Source organism: Cupriavidus necator A5-1 (assembly GCF_000744095.1).
GTDB classification, from domain to species: Bacteria; Pseudomonadota; Gammaproteobacteria; order Burkholderiales; family Burkholderiaceae; genus Cupriavidus; species Cupriavidus necator_A.
In genome coordinates this window covers 1,930,825-1,949,245 of sequence record NZ_JQLI01000001.1, presented here as the reverse complement: position 1 = coordinate 1,949,245, position 18,421 = coordinate 1,930,825, and the positions used below count along the sequence as shown (strand labels likewise).

Genomic DNA, 18,421 nt, shown 5'->3' with positions numbered 1-18,421 from the left:
CCCATGCCCAAAGTCGCTCTCTTCGGCGCAGCCGGCCCCATCGGCCACAGCGTGGCCGCCGCGCTGGCCAGCAAGGGGCAGCCGTATCGCGTGGTCGGCCGCAACGAGCAACGCCTGCGCAAGGCATTCGGGAGCGACCCGCTCGCCGGAATCGTTACCTGGAACCCGGACTCCCCGGCCTCGGTGCAGGCGGCTGCCAGCGGCATCGAGACACTGGTCTACATGGTCGGCGTTGACTACTGGCAGTTCCAGCTACACCCCGAGCTGATGCGCAAGACCCTGGATGCCGCAGTGGCCGTTGGGCTCAAGAACTTCATCCTGATCGGCACCGTCTACCCCTACGGTCGGGTACAGACCGGCAACCCGGTTCGAGAAGACCATCCGCGCGAGCCTCATACCTTCAAGGGCCGCATGCGCAAGGCGCAGGAAGACCTGCTGATGCAGGCCGATGCCAGCGGACGGATCCATGCAACGGTGCTGCGGCTGCCGGATTTCTACGGGCCTGACGTGGAAGCCAGCCTGCTGCACCGCGCCGCGCAGGCGGCGGTGAATGGCGGCACGGCTGATTTGATCGGGCCGATCGACCGGCCGCACGAATTCGTCTATGTGCCTGACGTGGGACCGGTAGTCGCCCGACTGATCGACACGCCGGCGGCCTTCGGCAGGATCTGGCACCTTGCGGGTGCCGGTGCCATGACGCAGCGCGACCTCGTCTCGGAAATGGAACGCCAGACCGGGCGCGAGCTGAAGCTGCGCGTCGCCGGCAAGACGATGCTGCGCCTGCTGGGTCTGTTCAACCCGTTGATGCGCGAGCTGGTCGAGATGAATTACCTGATGACGGACCCGCTGATCCTGGACGACTCGGCGCTGCAACGGCTGATCGGGCCGATCCGCAAGACGCCCTACGTCGAGGGCATCCGCCAGACCCTGGGGGCGGTGCGGAAGACCCAGTCTGCGGCCATCGCTGCGGCCTGAAAGGCCATTCTCGGCGGTTACGCTGCACCCGCCCCGCGCCCGACGTGTGCCAGCGCCAGTGCCAGCCTTGCCCCCACCTCGGCGTTGTGTTTGACGAGCGCGATGTTTGTCGCCAGGCTGCGTGCGCCCGTCAGCGCCTTGATGCGAGCCAGCAGGAAGGGCGTCACGGCCTTGCCGGTGATGCCTTGCGCCGTGGCCTCGGCGAGCGCCTGCTGCGTCAGCGCGTCGATTTCATCGGACGCCATCGCTGCCGCTTCCGGCACCGGCGTGCTCAATAACACGCCGCCCGCAAGGCCCAGGTCCCACTTGGTGCGGATGAAGCGTGCCTGCTCTGCCGCGCCGTCCAGCCTGAAATCCGCGCGAAAGCCGCTGTCGCGCGTGTAGAACGCAGCGACATTGTCCTGCTCGCAACTGAGCACCGGCACGCCATGGGTTTCCAGGTATTCCAGTGTAAGCCCGATGTCCAGGATGGACTTCGCACCGGCGCAGACCACCGCCACCGAGGTCTTCGCCAGTTCCTGCAGGTCGGCCGAGATGTCGAAGGTCTCCTGCGCACCGCGGTGCACGCCGCCAATGCCGCCGGTGATGAAGACCTCGATGCCGGCCAGCGCCGCGCATATCATGGTGCCCGCTACTGTCGTCGCGCCGAGCCCGCCGCTGGCCAGCACGGCCGGCAGGTCGCGGCGGCTGACCTTTTGTGCCTGCCCCGAGCGGCCGAGCAGTTCCAGCTCGTCGTCCGCAAGGCCGATGCGGATTCGCCCGCCGATCAGCGCGATCGTCGCAGGCTCGGCGCCCAGGTTGCGGATCAAGGCCTCAACTTCGCGCGCGGTGCGAACGTTGTCCGGGTAGGGCATGCCGTGAGCGATGATGGTCGATTCCAGCGCCACCAGCGGGCGACCGGCGGCCTGTGCGGCGGCCACGGGTTCGCTGAAGGTCAACCAGGAGCGGGCAAGGTCGGCAGTCATGTCGATGCTTTCGGCGGTGTGATTGACTTGAGTGTGCAGCAGAAGGCTGGGAATCGCATGCCTGACTATAGTCGCAGGCCGTCGGAAGACAAAGCCGGAGCCCACCTGATAATGCGGCGGAGCTCCCGTAGCAGCTGGGCAATTGTTATCGGCGCAAGGTATCCCTTGAGCTCACTCAGCGGAAACGTTCGCCGTCTACACCACGGTCGACCACCGCGCGGACTCGCTGCGCATGAATCGCGCAAAGTCCTCGGGCGTTCCGCCTGACGGTTCGGCACCGAGTTGGGCCAGGCGCTGCTTAGTGCCGGGTTCCTTGAGGATCTCGTTGATCTGGGTGTTCAGGAACTGGATGGTCTGTTTGGGCGTACCCGCCGGCACCAGCAAGCCATACCAGGCGGGTGCGTCGAATCCCGGCAGACCGGCTTCCGCAAAGGTCGGAACGTCCGGCAGTTCAGGCAGCCGATGCGACCCCGTGACGGAACGGGCACTGGCAGAACAGTTCCGGGTGTCGCGCTCGCCTGTGCGCGAGGCATTACGGCGCCTGGCGACGCAATCGGTCGTGTCAGCCCATCCCGACGGCGGCTATGCCGTAGCCGATGGCGGCGCGGCACCGCCTGCGAACGGAACGGATGCCGGCACTGACGATGGCGACGAGGCCGAGGCCACTATCTCAAGATTGCCGAGAAGCGGCTGAACGGCCGGTTGCCGGACCGGTTCACCGAGAATGAAATGATGCGCAGGTACGGCATCACGCGCGGCCAGCTTGGCGCGATCCTGCGCCGCATGGCTCAGGAAGGATGGGTGGAACGGCTGCCGGGCCATGGCTGGATGTTCCTGCCGGTGCTGACCTCGGCGGAGACGTACAAGCAGGGCTACCGGTACCGCCTACTGATCGAGGCCGCCGGCATCCTCGAGCCAACCTTCACGCTGGACCGTGAGGCCTTGCTGCGATGCCGCGCCGAACAGGAGGCGTTGGTCAATGGCGGCGTTCGCACCGCATCGCCCGCGACACTGTTCGATGCCAACAGCAGGCTGCATGAAACGATCACCGCCTGCTCCGGCAACGCATTCATCCTGGACGGATTGCGCCGGCTAATGGAGTATCGCAAGGCGGTCGACCGGGATCAGGCAGAGCGTCGCTGCCGCGAGCACCTGACCCTGATCGATATGCTGCTGGCGGGGCAGCAGGCGGCCGCGGCGGATTTCCTGCGGCTGCATTTGCGTAATGCGGTGCGGGAGAAGTCAGAAAGCTGATTCCGCCGGAGGTGCGAACACTAGCGGCCCTGCCGTTCGCGCCATGCCTCATAGAGGTCGGGGCCCTTGTCGCGCGTCGGCACGTAGGCCAGCTTCATCTCGCGCTGGTCGAGCGGCCGCGCCAGTTCGACATAGCCGCGTTCCGCGGACAGGTCGTAGGGCGCGCCGTCTTCGTTGGAATAGGCGTAGTAGACCGCCCCGACGCCGGCCAGGTACATCGCGGTCAGGCACATCGGGCACGGGTAGCCGCTGGCGTAGACCGTGCAGCCGCTCAGGTCGGCCTTGCCCAGTGCCCGGCTCGCGGCGCGCACCGCCTGCATTTCGGCGTGCGCGCTGGGATCGCAGGTGGCTTCCACCTCGTTGACCGCGCGCGCCAGCACCTCCCCATCCTTGACCACCACGGCGCCGAAGGGCCAGGTATTGCGCTCCCGCACGTTTTCCATGGCGAGGCGGATGGAATCGATCAGATAGGTTTCCGTGGTCGACACGCGTTGTCTCCGGTGAAGGGCCTGGCCCGGGCAGATGGGGTGGCGGGCCAGCAGACTATAGGCCAGCGTGCGCGCGCGGCGTGCTGCGAGTTGTTATACGGCGTATTTGAGTCCAGTCTGAAAAACTGGGGTTCGGCGTCGGCTGGGATCGGCGTGTCTGGATTTCCTCACCACCTCAGTCTTTGCGTCGGGTCCCCGGAGGTGGGAAAGCGATAACCTTGAATGGTCTAGAGGACAATACCGTGCTCGGCCGTTGGCGCGGGGACATCGCTCTTCTCGCCATGCATGTCCATGAGTTCGTGTTCGATCTTCCGGCAGATCTGTGCCATGGGCACATCATTGGCGTTTCCTTCGAACGGGTTCTCCGTGCTTTCGCCCACTTGCTCCAGCGCGAGGTACATCCACGAGATCATCGTGCTAAATGGAATGACCAGCCAGATCATGTTGCCATGCATGACGCCTGAAACGCTGGCATTGAGCTTTTCGAACTCCGTAAGAATGCCAAAAGGCAGCAGCAGGCAAAAGGTACGGACAAAGAGCTTATTGATGACCGCATATTGCCTGGGATACGGATAGTCCTTGATACGCTCCGCCCGTCCTTGCTGCGCGAAGAAGCCCCTGATCGATCCTGCCAACTCCAAATAGAAGGCATTGCTGATTTCGCCGGCGTCAAGCAACCACTTGATCCTCGCTGACTGCGTTCCGAGCAACCGGGTTGTCTTGATCTCGGCGTGCAAAACCGAGTCGATCTCGGCCTGGGGCAGATACCGCGCAAGCGCCTGTTCCAATGGAGTCTCCCACTCTGGAACCCGGTAGTACTTCCGGTACTCCAAGTTGGAAACCTTGCCCGCATTTTCCCAGATCCTTGGGGTTCTCAGTTGATAGCGGAGCGCCGTCAGCCACGCGCAATGCCGGAGAAGCAGTTCCCGCCCGGCCGCCTGCCCTGCCAGAAAGTCCCGGCTCATCACACCCAGACACCGGCTGCCATTCAGGATCTCAGTCCAGATCTGCTGTGCCTCCAAGGCCCTGCTGTAGGTCTGCACGTTCCGGAAACCCACGATGAATGACGTGGCGGTGCCCAGCAGCACCACAACCGAGACCGGGATCGACAGCCATTTCAGCCCGAAGAACTGATAAAGGACAACGGGCAGCGAACCACAGGCTAGCGAGGCATAAAGTTGTCGTCTCGACCAGAACGTGAACTCGGATAACGTGTACGATTTTCCCAGGTGCATGGTGCGCATCTCGCGGCGGTGTGGCAGGGATACTATGCGCGTTTCTTGGCAATATCACCATTACAAAACCAGGTCCTGGGCAGCGATCTGGTCAGTGGTGACGGAGGTTGGCCATATTGCCTGCCGGCAGTTCGGACCTCGTCCCTGCGACCCCACAGGCTACGTCTGCCTTGCGTCCGCGAGCAGTCGTCGAACAGACGCATCGCAAGCCAATGGGGCACTAAGCACCCCGCGCGCCTCAGGACCTCGTTTCAATGATGCCCGCACAGCTGGCCATGAGTGCCGCGGCGGTACGATCTGCGATCCGCACACGTTTCGGAGACGACACGAAACTGCGAGCTCGGCCGGCGAGAAAGAGATAGGCGATCTGCACGGCCAGATCAATCGCAATACCGAGAGCGAGGATCATGATGATCTGAGTCGCTGAAAGGGCGGTCATGTCAAAAGCCTGCGGCAAGACAGCGCCAAAAAACACCATGGCTTTCGGGTTCCCCAACGTAAGGAAAGCACCTGAAACGAATCCACTGCCAGACTGACCGGCGTCTGATGTTGCCCGATGCCCATCCGACGTCCACAACTTCCAAGCCATAAACAGCAAGAACAACACACCGAGCCATTTGACTACCACGAAGATCATCGCGAAACGTACAGCGAGCGCGGACAGACCAAGAATCGCGGCGACTAGCCAAACGGCGTTACCCGCAACCATGCCGACGATGAACGTCGACGCCGACGCGGTACCGCGGCTGATAACCCTCGCAAAAAGAGCACCCTGCGCTGGTCCAGGAAGGGCTGCCGCAATAGTGAACGGAATGAGGAAGAGCCAGATGTTCATGTTGAGAAGTTCATGCACGGACATAGTGGCCGAGTATAGCGCTACCCTTGCCCGGATCAGTTGCTCACCGAGGATCCTGATTGTCCGCTCACACCCGTGCGACGGCCGCGATGTCGCGTTGAACGGCTGACATTCTGCATAAACCGGCCGCTCGGGCAGCCACAACCCGCCTCCGTCGCCGGTCAGGCGACCTGTTCAATTTGCCAACAAAGGTCCCCCGGATCTCGTCGACGAAGTTGATGATTTGCTGCACGCGCAATTCGAAATCAGCCCTTTCTTGCTGAATGAGAGGACGTACCGCCTGATCTCGTCCTCGGTGGCCTGCTCCGTGACATCCGCACTGAGGACCAACAGCGTCAAAGGCGTGGGCAGTTCTGCCTCGCGGCGCGCCACCTGCTGCCGCGCATGGTGGCCCCTCTGGTGATCAACATGCCCGGTGCCGGTGGCACGCCGAAGACTATTTGTAACGCGACACGCAGCAGCCGCGGCTACGTCGTGCGTGACTATTTTGTGTGGGTTGTGTGATCTTCGAACGCGGAGACGATGCCGTCAATCATTGCTGCGATGCGCGCGGTATGCCGAAGGTCTTGATGCGTGACGAGCCAGATTTCGTAGACCGCTCCACGTGCGGGTTCCGGCCATATCTGCACGAGGCCGTCGTGTTCAGCCAGATGTATCGGAAGCTCACCGATGCCGAGGCCGGCCTTTACCGCGGTACGCAGCATGAGGCTGGAATTGAAGGTCGATACGATGCGCCCCGCGTGTATCGGTTCGCCAGCAAGAGTCGGTGATCGATTACCGGTCCAGTTTCCCTGATAGACGACAAGATCGTGGCCCGCGAAGGCGGAGCCAGCGGCCGGCTTGCCGTGCTGCTCGAGATAAGCATTCGATGCAAAGAGCGCCATGGGCCAGCGAGCCAGGCGCCGCGCGACAAGATCGGGATTATCCGGCCTGACTGAGCGGACCGCGATATCCGCTTCACGCTTTGCCAGATTTAGCATGCGCGTCGACGTGTCCAGCAAGACGCGCACTTCGGGATGCGCAGCATGCAGGCGTTCGATGGCCGGAAGCAGGAATTCGAGCGCAATCGAGTCGGTGCTGGTGACTCTTACGTCCCCCGCAAGCCGTGTATCCGTGCCTTGAGTTCGTCTGACGAGTTCGTGTGCGGAGTGTTCCATTTTCTCCGCCGATCTCAACGCGGCCTCGCCTGCGGCGGTTAACGCGTAACCCTCAGAGGTGCGCAGGAAGAGCGTTGCACGTAGGGCATGCTCTAGTGCCGCGATCCGTCTGCCGACCGTCGCCTGATCGAGATTGAGCGTCCTGGCCGCTCCACGGAGCGTTTTTTCGCGCTCCACCGCAAGAAACACTCGCGCGTCATCCCAGTTCATCGTGCCCCTCATGATGCAAATTTGCATCTCACAGCGAGAATAATGCTGCATGTCTGCATCAACGTCGAGGCCTAAACTGAACGCAAGAGTTCCTCGTTCAATGATCCGCCCGGATCAATCGAGCCTCATCTATAGAAGGAGTATCCATGTCTGCTTCAACTTATCGTGTGCCGTCGTCCATGACGGCGATTGAGATCAAACAGCCCGGCGGTCCTGAGGTCCTGGTGCCGACTACGCGCGCGGTGCCGATGCCGGCCGCCGATCAGGTTCTGATCCGCATCCACGCGGCTGCCGTGAACGGTCCAGACGTCTTCCAGCGCAAAGGGCTGTATGATCCGCCCCCCGGCGCTTCGGACATTCCAGGGCTGGAAGTGGCAGGTCAAGTGGTTGCCGTTGGCTCCGACGTGTCCCAATTCCGGATCGGCGAACTGGTGTGTGCATTGATTCCCGGTGGTGGCTACGCAGAATATGCAGTCGCGCACGCCTGCAACACAATGCATATCCCCAAAGGCTTGACGTTGGTGGAAGCGGGGGCCATGCCCGAAACGTTTATGACGGTATGGCTGAACCTGTTCCAGCGCGGCAAGCTGGTTGCCGGCGAATCGGTGTTGATCCATGGCGGCGCGTCAGGTATCGGTACCACGGCGACCATGCTGGCGAAGGCATTCGGCGCTGCGAAAATCATCACGACAGTTGGCTCGCAGGCGCATCGGGAGGCCAGCCTGGCGCTAGGCGCAGACCTCTCCATAGATTACCGCGAGGAAGACTTCGTCGCCGAAACGAAGCGGTCTACCGATGGAAAAGGCGTTGACGCGATCCTCGACATCATTGCCGGCGACTACGTGGCTAGAAACTATGACGCCGCAGCCATGGACGGACGGATCCTCCAGGTGGGCGTGATCAAGGGGCCGGCGAAGGATCTCAACGTCGTGCCGATGATGACGAAACGTCTAACGCATATGGGATCAACATTGCGATCGCGCACATCCGCGGACAAAGCGACCATCATCAATGAACTCGAGCGGCAGGTCTGGCCGCACATCGAAAGCGGCAAGATCAAGCCGATTGTCTACAAGACCTTTGCGCTTGTCGACGCTCGCGGCGCTCACGAGCTGATCGATTCCGGCACACACTTTGGAAAGATTGTCCTTACGACAGGTGCCGAACTCATTCGCTGAAGCCTGGCTTGCCGGTTTCGTGATGGACGTGAAGAAAAAGCGTTACTTTTAAAGGTCACGGACGTCTCACGATCTGCTCGACGATCGGCCGAAGTCCGGTTCGAAAACGGACGGAGGTGGATCGAGCCTGAATGACTCAGCCGGGTCGGCAGCAGGCGAGCGGCCGTTACAAGAGGCTGCCGATGCTGTAGGAAATTCACTCAGATCTACTTGTTCTATGCCTGACCTTTCAAACTATACGGGCAACCCGCCAAATGCGTTTGCAATGAGCTTCATCCATGCGCTGGAAGACGAAGGCTTTACCGTCGCTGCCACGGTGCAGGGCCCGATAAAGGAACAGCGAAGAACGTTGCGTATCACCTGGCGCGGCATCTACATTGGGCAGATGAGCGAGAGCCTTTGGGGGCGTAAGGCCCCTTATGCCTGTTTGTACCGCTTCGCAAAGGACAGGGCACCCTTTTCGGTCGCCAAGGCTACCCAAGGCTTCGACAAGGACGCTTTCGCCCAGCAACATGGTTGTGATCCAGATCTTCTACACGTCTATACGGACTACAGCGGTTCGTATCTATGGGTCAAAGACGAAGCGACGAGTCTGCTTCTAATGCAAGACTGGGCGAGGAGGATCGACGAAGTCTTCTTTCGGCCAACGGGCAGCCGGGAGGCTGAGCAAATCCAGAATGGCTTACGCACCATCTTGGAGGACAGATCCAAATCTGAGACCGATCGCCTCGCCGAAGTGGCTGTTCGGCTGGGACAGGGAAAGTTTCGAGCCGACTTGGAGCAGGAGTTCGAAAACGCCTGTGCAGCCACGCGGCTGACTGTCCTGCCGGTTCTGCGAGCCTCACATATCGTGCCTTGGAGTAATTCGACTGGCGAGCAAATGCTCGATCCCAAGAACGGGGCTACCTTGCGAGCTTCATCTGGTTGTTCGCTCTGGCGTTTTCTCGGCGCCGTCGCGCGCCTTGTCGGGGCCAGAGGTACACAGGCGTACTTCATGAGTGCCTTGTAGTTGCTCATAGCCTGTTGTTATGTCACTTCTTAAGAATGCGCTCTTGCAGCTTGTTTCCCAACACGTGTTACTCAAATGCGTGGATGCCCGACCGCTTTCCTCGAGGAGGCCGTGAAACCGATCAAGATCATCGAAGAACAGAATGCTGCCGTCGAATCCGCGGGATCAGCCCTGTCCGGTCGGAGCATCGACCCTTTCGACACCTAAGATGACATCGATTGCGGCTCTGCCGGCCAACTCCCCTGCCAGATGCGCCCACCGCCGAGAAAATGGCCCTCCGTGTACTTTAATGCGCTCGCCTATCGCCGCGACGCTAGGCGGCCGAAACGGACCCCTAATACAAAACCAGGTATCGAACATGTCCTCGGAAGTGCTTACTAAGCCGACCTCGATCTCGAACCCACGATATTTGGTAACGCGATGCATGATATCTCTCTATGCCCCACGAGGAGCGAAGCGCGACGCCCCCCCTTTTGAATCAGGAACCGTGTAGGCATCGAGGCGATATTGACCCAATCTGCAGGCCGTGGGAAGACCATCATCACCGCTCGCCCTGCATTGCAGGGTAAGACCTTCGGCGCAGAAGACCAGGCCAGGCAATTTGCGGCACACGCCGGAAAGCGCGCAATCTTTCCTCAGCAGCCCAGAACACCGTCAAAACCACCTAAAGTGCGATTTGAACCCTGGGAAATTCTTACGGGCTTCGCGGAGGCAGGGCCAGAGCCGGGCCCCAGACAGGAGCGGCGACGGTTAGAGCAACCGCCGTCAACGCGCCCTGTCCAACTTGATGACGACCGCGCGGGCGCGGCAACGTTGAGCCATCTGGCGTGGTAGCGGGGCGCGGCGGGCATTCTTGGGCTGAAGAAACATGGGTCGATTATCGCAGGCGTTGCTTGAATATCACGAACGCAGCAAGCACCGTGTCAACAGCTATGCCCCTGGCCCCCGAGGACTCGACTGGGCAACCCAGCCAGACCCGTTCCGGGTGTTTCACGGCACACCGCGGATTGCTCTGCCGCTGGCCGCGGACACCCTGGCCGCACGCTACAACGAGCTGCGCTCCGGCACTCTTCCGCCCGCGCAGAGATTCAGTCTTCGTACCCTGGCAATCCTGTTCGAACTCTCACTCGGCCTGTCGGCGTGGAAATCCTATGGCACTCAGCGGTGGGCACTGCGCTGCAACCCTTCGAGTGGGAATCTGCATCCGACCGAGGGGTATCTTCTGTGTCCGGCGCTGCCTGGCTTGTCTGGCGGGATCTACCATTACCTGAGCCGCGACCACGTGCTTGAACATCGCGCTGCAGTGGATGATCCGCGATGGACCGAGGCGTTTTCGGACGGTGGTATCCTGGTCGGCATCAGCTCGATCCACTGGCGCGAGGCGTGGAAATACGGAATGCGCGCCTGGCGCTACTGCCAGCATGACTGCGGGCATGCTATCGCCGCAGTAAGTTACGCGGCGGCGGCTCTCGGCTGGCAAACGCGGCTGGTGGTGGCGGCTGCGGACGATGCGTTGGCCGCATTGCTTGGATTGGACCGCAGCGAGGATTTCGGAGCAGCCGAACCAGAGGTGCCGGATGTCCTGCTTTGGATCGGCAATCCTGAAGCTCAGCCTGACCTGGAGCGCCTGTGGCCTGCTTTGGATAAGGCACACTGGTACGGATACGCGAATCAGCTAAGCGCGGGACATGAGAGGTGGCCGGATATCGATTCGATCCATCGCGCCACGCACAAGTCTCGTACTTGCGAACCGACCTCGCTAAGTCCGGAGCCGCACCTGTGGTCTGCGACGCCCGCCCTCGATCTGAGCTTTTCCCGGATCGCTCGGCAGCGCCGCAGCGCTACGAGTTTCGATGGTACAACGCGCATCACCTCCGCGGCTTTTTTTACCATGCTGGCGTGCCTGTTGGTACGTCGCGACACACCACCGTGGAATGCGCTGGTGTCCCCTGTCGCGGTGCATCCGGCGCTAATGGTGCACCGCGTGGACGGTCTGGAGCCGGGCCTGTATGTGCTAGTGAGGAATCCCGGGGCGCTTCCGAGCCTCAGGCAGGCTATGCGCCCGGAATGGCTGTGGCAAAGGACTGGACCGGACTATCTGCCACTCTATTTTCTGCTGCCTTACGATTTGCGGGCGGCGGCAAAGCTGATCTGCTGTCACCAAGATATTGCCGCCGATTCCTGCTTTGCGCTGGGGATGCTCGCGAACTTCGAAATCGCCCTGAAGCAACCATGGCGTTATCGTCATCTTTTCTGGGAATGCGGCATGCTCGGCCAAGCGCTCTATCTTGAAGCCGAAGCTACCGGGGAGCGCGCCACGGGGATTGGCTGCTTTTTCGATGATGAAATGCACGCCATGCTCGGAATCAAGGACCACGCTTGGCAAAGCCTGTATCACTTTACCGTCGGCGGCCCCACGGTCGATCAGCGCCTGTCGGTACTTGCACCGCATCAGGAGTAATGCACCCGGGGCGGACTTTCTATAAAGGGGCCGGAACCGGCCGGCTGACCAGCTGACCGGCTGCACACTGCGGTCCCTTCCCGGCCAACCTCTGCCATTCCACGTAGTCCATCCGAACGGCCGAAATGGCCTCGGAAACGGCCACAGACGAAGCGGGATGGCTGTCATCGTCAGCATCATGCCTCAGTGACGCTCCGCTTTGCAGCGGCTCCAGTCCACGGCCTCTACTTCGCCCTTGGCGGCGCGCCTCAACTTTCCGATCCTGCCTCACGGAGAGACCTTTCGCCAGCCGGCACCGGGATCGAAAGATTTCATCGCCGCTGCTTTCGCTGAGCCGTTGGCTCCCAGGTCACGCTCGTAGACCTGACCGTCGTGACTCACCATGAAGCTCATCACACCGGTGTCCTGGTAGCGGACGGGCCAGGCAAGCCGCCGAAGAGCTTGCCGTCGACGACATAGTCGAATGCGCCACCAGGCGCGTGTGAGCCTTGCGATGTGAGAAGCTTGTAGTAATAGCCGTAGTACCCATCCTTGCTGGCATTGCGCGTTCCGGCACCCTTGAAACCTGGGCCGAGCGGGCTTTCCGGTTCGTCGGGGCGGGTTGGCCAGTACAGGCCGTCGTGCTTGCCGGGAGAACTTGACAGTTTGGCCGCATAGGCGAGAACGGGGCTCCCATCGTGGATGGTCTGGGCGTATTCGTTCTGTGCATCGTGGATGGCCAGCATCGTCTGGATGACGGCCAGTTCGTTTCGCCCGATGCGTCGTACGCGCATTTCCTCCGCTCCGGCGCGCGTGTCAAACTGCCAGCCCTTGTCGGATTTCACCACGGGAATGGGTAGCGTCCAACCATCATCGCCGACGGCAATGTCGGCGCGGTGATCTGCCGGCTTCACGACATGGGACTTGCCCCAGGCAGCAAGGAACTGGTATCGGACGCCAGCGCCGACGGGCGGGATCAGGTCGCGAAAGTTGGCGCCCAGCAGGCTCTTCATGGCCGCCTCGTCATCGTTGAGAATCGCGTCGCCCAGCTCCGTCATCGCCGCTTCGGGCGTGGCAAAGACCTTGCCCGCGTATGCGGCGGAGACATGCCCCAGCCCCAACAGTAACGCGGCGGCCATGTAGCAAGCCATGAGGCTCCTTTGCCCCCGACGTGATATCACTGGTGAGTCCATGCTTGGGTCTCCCTAGCGCCGACCGCCACCACGGCCGCCACCGCCGCCGCGCCCGCCACCCGCGAATCCACCACCACCACCGCCACGCCCGCCGCCGCTATAGCCGCCGCCATATCCACGAGCGCCGCCCCCGGACCGGTTGACGCCGGACGACTGGATACTCGACTGCCCCCGGTTGATGTCGCGAGGCGCGACATTGCGGTTGACACCCTGGAAGGCGTTGTCGCGGCCACCGAAGCCGGCGCTGTACCGGTCGGCAGCCCGGGCGCGATCCGACGTGCTGGCCCTGTTCAAAGCCCCGGCGCGATCGGATGTGCTGGTCCTGCCGGAGCCTCCGGCGCGATCACCCACGCCAGCCCGGTCACTGATGCCCGCCCGGTTGCCCGCCCCCGCCCGATCGGCGACGCTGGCCCGGTCGCTAGCGCCGGATTCGCGGCCACGGAAGCCGGCGCGCCGGTCTGCGCCAGGCACGTCGCGGCCGAATTTCTCGCGCGACGCCTGATCACGGTAGGCAACGCCCTTGCGATGACTGGCATCGTGCTGCCAGCGCCCTCCCTGGAACTTGCTGCTATCAAGACGGTGGTCAACGTGGGCGCCGCGGTTGATATCGATATTGATGTTGCCGCCGCCCCAGTTGCAGTTGCCGAAGATCGCGCCTGCGGCCGCGAAGCCAAAGCCCCAGGCCAATCCGCTGAAGAATGCGCCGCCGGGATAATAGGCGGGGTAAGGCGGCCAGTAATAGTAGGGGTAGGCGGGATACGCCCAGCCGCCATAGACGACGGCCGGGTCGTAGGCGGGTACGTAGATCACCTCCGGGCTCGCCGGCTCGATACGCACGATCGTCGGAGCGACCGCTTCAGCCGTTGTAGCCTGCTCGACAATCACGCGTTGTTGCTCGTTGGACTGCAGGTGACCGGAATCCCGGGCCCGCGCGCGCAACCGCTGTACGGCCGCCAGCACGTCCTTCTCCTGCGCGAGCACCGCGTCGCCGAGCTTCTGGGTCCAGTCGAGCTTGTCATACATTGGCTCAAGGATCTGCGGAAAAGCGACCAGCGACTTTACGCTGACATCCCATGATTCGTTCCCGACCGCCTGGACCGCGTCATCGCCCTTGAGGTTCGGGTGCGCCTTGACCCACCGGGCGGCGTAGATGATTTCCAGGGGGTACGTCGAAGCCATCAGCACCTGGGACAGTACCGAGTCGGGGTAAAGCGCGATTGGCGCAACCAGCGCTTCGATCTCTTCTGCCTTGAACGCGGGCGTGGCTGGACTCTGCGCTTCGACCGCACCTGATCCGAGCGCCAGCCCAACGATGAACCACGCACAGGAGGTCCGCACCCATCGCATGACACACGGAGCCATGGCCGCTCCCCCTCGACTGATAGAGACATTCATTGAGTGCGCCAATCCGCACCCTGATGAAGGGAACTCGCGACTGGATGCCGACGCGCCCGCCTCATTCGCCATACGACCATAGGGCGACAGTGAAGCGAATGCAACCCACCCATCCTCTGATCATCCAAGGCGACGCCCCGGCGTCGAGACTCATTTCGCCTAGCATTACCTGAGACGTACCGCGGCTGGCTACTGTAGTAGCGGCTACTTTACGTGTCACCCCGGCGCGCTGGGATACCGGAACAAAGGAGACGATCCGTGTCGATGAATTTGCTTCTTATATTTGTTCCGATAGCGATCGCCCTGGAAGTCCTCGCTGGCGATCACCATCTTCTGATTTTTATCATTTCCGCATTGGCCATCCTGCCCCTCGCCTGGTGGATGAGCAAGGCTACCGAGCAACTGGCAGAACGCATGGGCGAAGCGGTTGGGGGGCTCCTCAATGCGACCTTTGGCAATGCAGCCGAACTTATTATCGCATTGGTCGCATTGCACGCAGGGCTCCATCAGGTGGTGGAAGCATCCATAGTTGGTTCCATTGTCGGGAATATGCTGCTGGTGTTTGGCGCTGCAATGCTGGCAGGAGGAATACGCTATCCCGAGCAACAATTCAATCCGCGCGGTGCGCGTTCCCAAGCGACCATGCTCATACTCTCGGCCATCGCGCTTATTCTTCCCGCCACCTTCGAGGCCGTGGAAGGCACAACAACGATGCTGCAGCGACTCAGCGTCTCGATTTCCATCGTGCTCCTTCTCGTCTACGCGCTGTATCTGGTGTTCTCACTGATCACGCATCCTGCGCTGTTCCGCAGTTCGTACGCGCCCGAGAAAAACGCTCCCGAAAGCAAGGAGGTCAAGGCGCCCCGCTCCGTTGGACGCGCCGTAGCGATACTGGCGGCAGCCACCGTAGGAACTGCGTGGATGAGCGAGATCATGGTGGGTTCACTCGTACCCATGATGCACGAGTACGCCCTCAGCGACATTTTTGTCGGTGCCTTTGTGGTTGCGATACTGGGAAATGCAGCCGAGCATGCAACAGCCATCACCGCAGCATTAAATAATCGCATGGATCTGTCGTTTTCCATTGCGGTCGGCTCGAGCGTGCAAGTGGCACTCTTCGTCGCGCCAATCCTGGTACTCACCAGCCTCTTTTTCGGTCCGACCCCGATGGATCTGGCCTTCCGCCCCGCTCTGGTTCTGATCGTAGTCCTGTCCGTGCTGGTCACGGCGCAGATGGCAAGCGACGGGCGCTCGGATTGGTTTAAAGGCATACAGCTCCTGGTCGTTTACTTCGCCTTGGCGCTCACCTTTTTCTTCTTGCCGAACTAAGCCTCCTCGGCAGGATCGCATTCACCGAGGGCAGTACCAGTCCGTAGTCTGCCTGTGCTCCGGTGATCGGATACTGAAGCGCTTGGCAATGTCCTGTTTAGTCCAGACGCCACCACGGGCCTCGTAGGTTGCACTCTGCCGTGTCGCGGCGCCGGCGCCACACTGGCACTTCTGCCGAAAAGGTCATATAAACCATCATACGGAAGTTATCCGCCTGCCCGCGTGGGTTTCGCACCGCCTTTCAGTTGGCTCGCGCACGGACTGGCGCCTGGTTCAGGTATCCGATTATCCAGGCACGACGGAGGCATGCTATGCGGCAACCCAAGATCGTCATCGTCGGCGCAGGACTGGTTGGCGGGTCGGCGGCCCTGTTTGCGTCCGTGTCCATTCCGAGCGCGGAGATCGTCATCATCGATGTCGCGCGAGTGCGGGCCGAAGGGCAAGTGCTGGACCTCGCCCACGCTGCAGCATTCTGGGGACACAACCGCTTCTATGCCGGTGATTACGAGAACGCGCGCGGCGCGGACATCATCGTGATCACCGCCGGCGTCGGTGTGAAGCCAGGGCAGACTCGTCTGGACCTGGCCAAAACCAATGCGGGCATCGCGGCGGAGATCGTGGATCGCACTGCACCATTGGCCCCGGATGCAATTTACGTCATCGCGGCCAACCCTTGCGATGTGTTGGCCGGTGTCGTTTTTGACCGCCTGCGGTGCGGGAGGGAGCGCGTCATCAGCACCGGCACTTCCCTCGACACCGGGCGACTGCGATCGCTGCTCTCCGAGCGGCTGGGCGTCGTGGCGCCTGGGATTCACGCCTACGTTCTCGGCGAACACGGCGAATCCGCGTTGATCGACTGGTCCGGCGCGACGGTCTCCGGCATGCCCCTCGAAACGTTCCTGGCCAGGAGCGGCAAGGAGCTGGGCCCCGCCAGCCGCGATCTGATCCTGCGCTCCGTGCACGAGGCTGCCAAGCTCATCAAGGAAGGCAAGGGCGCCACCCACTATGGGATCGCCAGTGCGATCGGGCGAATTTGCCAGGCCATCGTGCACAACACCGACCTCGTTCTCACGGTCGGCATCGTGCATGCCGAAGTCGAAGGCGTACCCGAGGTATGTTTGTCGCTGCCGATGGTGGTCAATGGCCGCGGAGCGCAGTTACTGGCTTATCCGGAACTCAACCCCACCGAGCGCGAGGCCCTGCGGCGCAGTGCGCGCATCGTCAAGGAGGCAACCGACAGCGTGCTCCGGGACCGGTAGGACATTGCGCACGCACCGGACAAAACGAACAACGCCGCCGCCAGGAGGTCAATCATGGATGTATCACCCGCCAAGGCTCCGCCACCCACTAGCGCAACCGCGACGAAACCGGCACCACCGGTAGGGCATCTCAGGAATCTCTGGAAATTTCTCGTCCCGCTGGGCATCGGCATCGTGCTCTGGTTCCTGCCGCCGCCGGCCGGCCTTGAGGCGAAGGCGTGGCACATGTTCGCCGTGTTCGTCGCCACCATTGCCGGCATCATGACCGCCCCTCTGCCGATGTCGGCGGTGGCCATTATCGGCGCGACGGTGGGCGTGCTCGTTGGCGTCGTGTCCTTTGCCGACGTCACCAAATCCACGGGCACGGGCCTCGTCTGGCTGGTGATGCTCGCCTTCTTCATCTCCCGGGGCGTGATCAAGACCGGCCTGGGGCGCCGCATCGCACTCCTGTTCATGCGGCTGTTGGGTAAGCGAACCCTCGGACTGGGGTATGGACTATGCCGATGACCCGGAATCCCCGCGGCAAGGTGGGGCGCTATCTGATCCTCTGCGCCTTCCGCGCGAACATCATCACCGCGGGCATGTTCGTCACGGCGATGGCGGGTAATCGCCTCTCGGTCAAGCTTGCCGCAGACCAAGGCGTCTCGATCAGCTGGCTCGACTGGGCGGTGGCCGCATCTGTCCCCGGTTTGCTGTGCCTGGCCATCATTCCATTCGCCATGCTGTGGATTGCCCACCCGCAGATTCGCCAGACACCCGATGCGACGGCCCTGGCCCAGAGAGAGCTCGTTGCCATGGGCCGGATCTCCGCCAAGGAGATCATCATGGCGGCAATCTTCCTTGGCTTGCTGGTGCTCTGGATTTTCGGTGAGGACCTGAGCGTCGGAGCGACGCTGGCGGCGGCCATCGGCGTCTCGTTGCTGTTCATCACCGGCGTGCTGACCTGGCAGGACGCCCTTAACGAGAAATCCGCCTGGGACACCATGATCTGGATCGGCCTGCTGATCATGCTGGCCTCCAAACTCAATGAGTACGGCATGGTCTCCTGGTTCGGCAAGGAGTTCGGGGCACACCTAGAGGGTTTCCCGAGGCTGGCTGTCTATATGATGGTGGCGGCGATCTACTGCTACGTTCACTACTTCTTCGCTAGCGCCACGGCACATATCAGCGCCCTCTTCCCCCTTTCCATGGCGCTTATGGTCGCTGCCGACATCCCGTCATTCACCGCAGCGGTCGCACTCGGCGTCCTGAGCAACGTCAACGGTTGCCTGACCCAATATGGCATCGGCTCCGGTCCGGTCATGTTCGGCGCCGGCTATGTCACCCAGGGAGAATGGTGGAAGGCTGGCCTCCTGATGAGCCTCATCTACATGGTTGTCTGGCTGGTCGTCGGCCCGCTCTGGTGGAAGTTCCTCGGGCACGTTTGAAGTTGGAATAGGCACTACGGCTATCGCCATTGAACGCCAAAAGGAAACCCC

General features: G+C 61.9%; 18 protein-coding genes and 1 pseudogene. 10 read left to right on the top strand and 9 right to left on the bottom strand.

What is annotated here, in order from left to right; all coding sequences use genetic code 11:
* Nucleotides 1-3: 3 nt before the first annotated feature.
* Nucleotides 4-975, top strand: coding sequence for an NAD-dependent epimerase/dehydratase family protein (locus K307_RS08590; protein WP_042877579.1), 972 nt, complete (start codon nucleotides 4-6; stop codon nucleotides 973-975).
* Between the two features lie 17 nt (nucleotides 976-992).
* On the opposite strand, the gene K307_RS08585 is transcribed toward K307_RS08590, so the two are convergent.
* Nucleotides 993-1,940, bottom strand: coding sequence for a pseudouridine-5'-phosphate glycosidase (locus K307_RS08585; RefSeq protein WP_042877578.1), 948 nt, complete (start codon nucleotides 1,938-1,940; stop codon nucleotides 993-995).
* Between the two features lie 195 nt (nucleotides 1,941-2,135).
* Nucleotides 2,136-2,390, bottom strand: coding sequence for a tripartite tricarboxylate transporter substrate-binding protein (locus K307_RS45935; protein WP_230625877.1), 255 nt, complete (start codon nucleotides 2,388-2,390; stop codon nucleotides 2,136-2,138).
* Between K307_RS45935 and K307_RS49325 the strand changes: the two genes are divergently transcribed.
* Both K307_RS49325 and K307_RS08575 read left to right on the top strand, forming a co-directional pair.
* Entirely contained in the window at nucleotides 2,290-2,634 is a 345-nt protein-coding gene (locus tag K307_RS49325) for a GntR family transcriptional regulator (RefSeq protein WP_230625875.1), read from the top strand. The genes K307_RS45935 and K307_RS49325 overlap by 101 nt on opposite strands.
* A gap of 107 nt (nucleotides 2,635-2,741) precedes the next feature.
* Entirely contained in the window at nucleotides 2,742-3,194 is a 453-nt protein-coding gene (locus K307_RS08575) for an FCD domain-containing protein (protein ID WP_196251533.1), read from the top strand.
* A gap of 20 nt (nucleotides 3,195-3,214) precedes the next feature.
* Here K307_RS08575 and K307_RS08570 read toward each other — a convergent pair whose 3' ends face one another.
* The 4 genes from K307_RS08570 to K307_RS08555 all read right to left on the bottom strand — a co-directional run bounded on the left by K307_RS08570 (nucleotide 3,215) and on the right by K307_RS08555 (nucleotide 7,140).
* Nucleotides 3,215-3,682 (bottom strand): nucleoside deaminase, encoded by a 468-nt coding sequence (locus K307_RS08570; protein ID WP_042877576.1) that lies wholly within the window; start codon nucleotides 3,680-3,682, stop codon nucleotides 3,215-3,217.
* Nucleotides 3,683-3,909: 227 nt separating this feature from the next.
* Nucleotides 3,910-4,917, bottom strand: coding sequence for a bestrophin family protein (locus tag K307_RS08565; protein ID WP_042881654.1), 1,008 nt, complete (start codon nucleotides 4,915-4,917; stop codon nucleotides 3,910-3,912).
* A 238-nt stretch (nucleotides 4,918-5,155) separates the two neighbouring features.
* Nucleotides 5,156-5,752 (bottom strand): LysE family translocator, encoded by a 597-nt coding sequence (locus K307_RS08560; protein ID WP_042881650.1) that lies wholly within the window; start codon nucleotides 5,750-5,752, stop codon nucleotides 5,156-5,158.
* A gap of 503 nt (nucleotides 5,753-6,255) precedes the next feature.
* The gene (locus tag K307_RS08555; RefSeq protein ID WP_042881648.1) at nucleotides 6,256-7,140 is read right to left on the bottom strand and encodes a LysR family transcriptional regulator; all 885 of its coding nucleotides are present in this window, start codon (nucleotides 7,138-7,140) and stop codon (nucleotides 6,256-6,258) included.
* A gap of 146 nt (nucleotides 7,141-7,286) precedes the next feature.
* On the opposite strand from K307_RS08555, the gene K307_RS08550 reads away from it, so the two are divergent.
* Together K307_RS08550 and K307_RS08545 are read left to right on the top strand one after the other, a co-directional pair.
* Entirely contained in the window at nucleotides 7,287-8,318 is a 1,032-nt protein-coding gene (locus K307_RS08550) for an NAD(P)H-quinone oxidoreductase (protein ID WP_080744963.1), read from the top strand.
* Nucleotides 8,319-8,583: 265 nt separating this feature from the next.
* Nucleotides 8,584-9,327, top strand: a complete 744-nt coding sequence (locus tag K307_RS08545; protein WP_042877574.1) for an HNH endonuclease — start codon at nucleotides 8,584-8,586, stop codon at nucleotides 9,325-9,327.
* A gap of 165 nt (nucleotides 9,328-9,492) precedes the next feature.
* Here K307_RS08545 and K307_RS49320 read toward each other — a convergent pair whose 3' ends face one another.
* Nucleotides 9,493-9,753 (bottom strand): hypothetical protein, encoded by a 261-nt coding sequence (locus K307_RS49320; protein WP_080744962.1) that lies wholly within the window; start codon nucleotides 9,751-9,753, stop codon nucleotides 9,493-9,495.
* 442 nt (nucleotides 9,754-10,195) lie between these two features.
* On the opposite strand from K307_RS49320, the gene K307_RS08540 reads away from it, so the two are divergent.
* Complete coding sequence (locus tag K307_RS08540) at nucleotides 10,196-11,788, top strand: SagB/ThcOx family dehydrogenase (RefSeq protein ID WP_042877573.1); 1,593 nt, start codon at nucleotides 10,196-10,198, stop codon at nucleotides 11,786-11,788.
* Nucleotides 11,789-12,055: 267 nt separating this feature from the next.
* On the opposite strand, the pseudogene K307_RS08535 reads toward K307_RS08540, so the two are convergent.
* Both K307_RS08535 and K307_RS08530 read right to left on the bottom strand, forming a co-directional pair.
* Nucleotides 12,056-12,918, bottom strand: a pseudogene (locus K307_RS08535) (DUF2950 domain-containing protein).
* 54 nt (nucleotides 12,919-12,972) lie between these two features.
* On the bottom strand, nucleotides 12,973-14,322 hold the full coding sequence (locus K307_RS08530) for a DUF3300 domain-containing protein (protein WP_042877572.1): 1,350 nt from the start codon (nucleotides 14,320-14,322) through the stop codon (nucleotides 12,973-12,975).
* Nucleotides 14,323-14,619: 297 nt separating this feature from the next.
* On the opposite strand from K307_RS08530, the gene cax reads away from it, so the two are divergent.
* From cax to K307_RS08515, 4 genes are all read left to right on the top strand, one after another.
* Nucleotides 14,620-15,684 carry a calcium/proton exchanger gene (cax, locus tag K307_RS08525; protein WP_042877571.1) on the top strand — a complete coding sequence of 355 codons (1,065 nt, stop codon included), beginning with the start codon at nucleotides 14,620-14,622 and terminating at the stop codon, nucleotides 15,682-15,684.
* Between the two features lie 311 nt (nucleotides 15,685-15,995).
* Nucleotides 15,996-16,943 carry a lactate/malate family dehydrogenase gene (locus K307_RS08520; protein WP_042877570.1) on the top strand — a complete coding sequence of 316 codons (948 nt, stop codon included), beginning with the start codon at nucleotides 15,996-15,998 and terminating at the stop codon, nucleotides 16,941-16,943.
* 54 nt (nucleotides 16,944-16,997) lie between these two features.
* Nucleotides 16,998-17,450 (top strand): anion permease, encoded by a 453-nt coding sequence (locus tag K307_RS50320; protein ID WP_268989187.1) that lies wholly within the window; start codon nucleotides 16,998-17,000, stop codon nucleotides 17,448-17,450.
* Entirely contained in the window at nucleotides 17,447-18,370 is a 924-nt protein-coding gene (locus K307_RS08515; RefSeq protein WP_268989186.1) for a DASS family sodium-coupled anion symporter, read from the top strand. The genes K307_RS50320 and K307_RS08515 overlap by 4 nt, the downstream gene beginning before the upstream one ends.
* The last annotated feature ends 51 nt before the right edge of the window (nucleotides 18,371-18,421 follow it).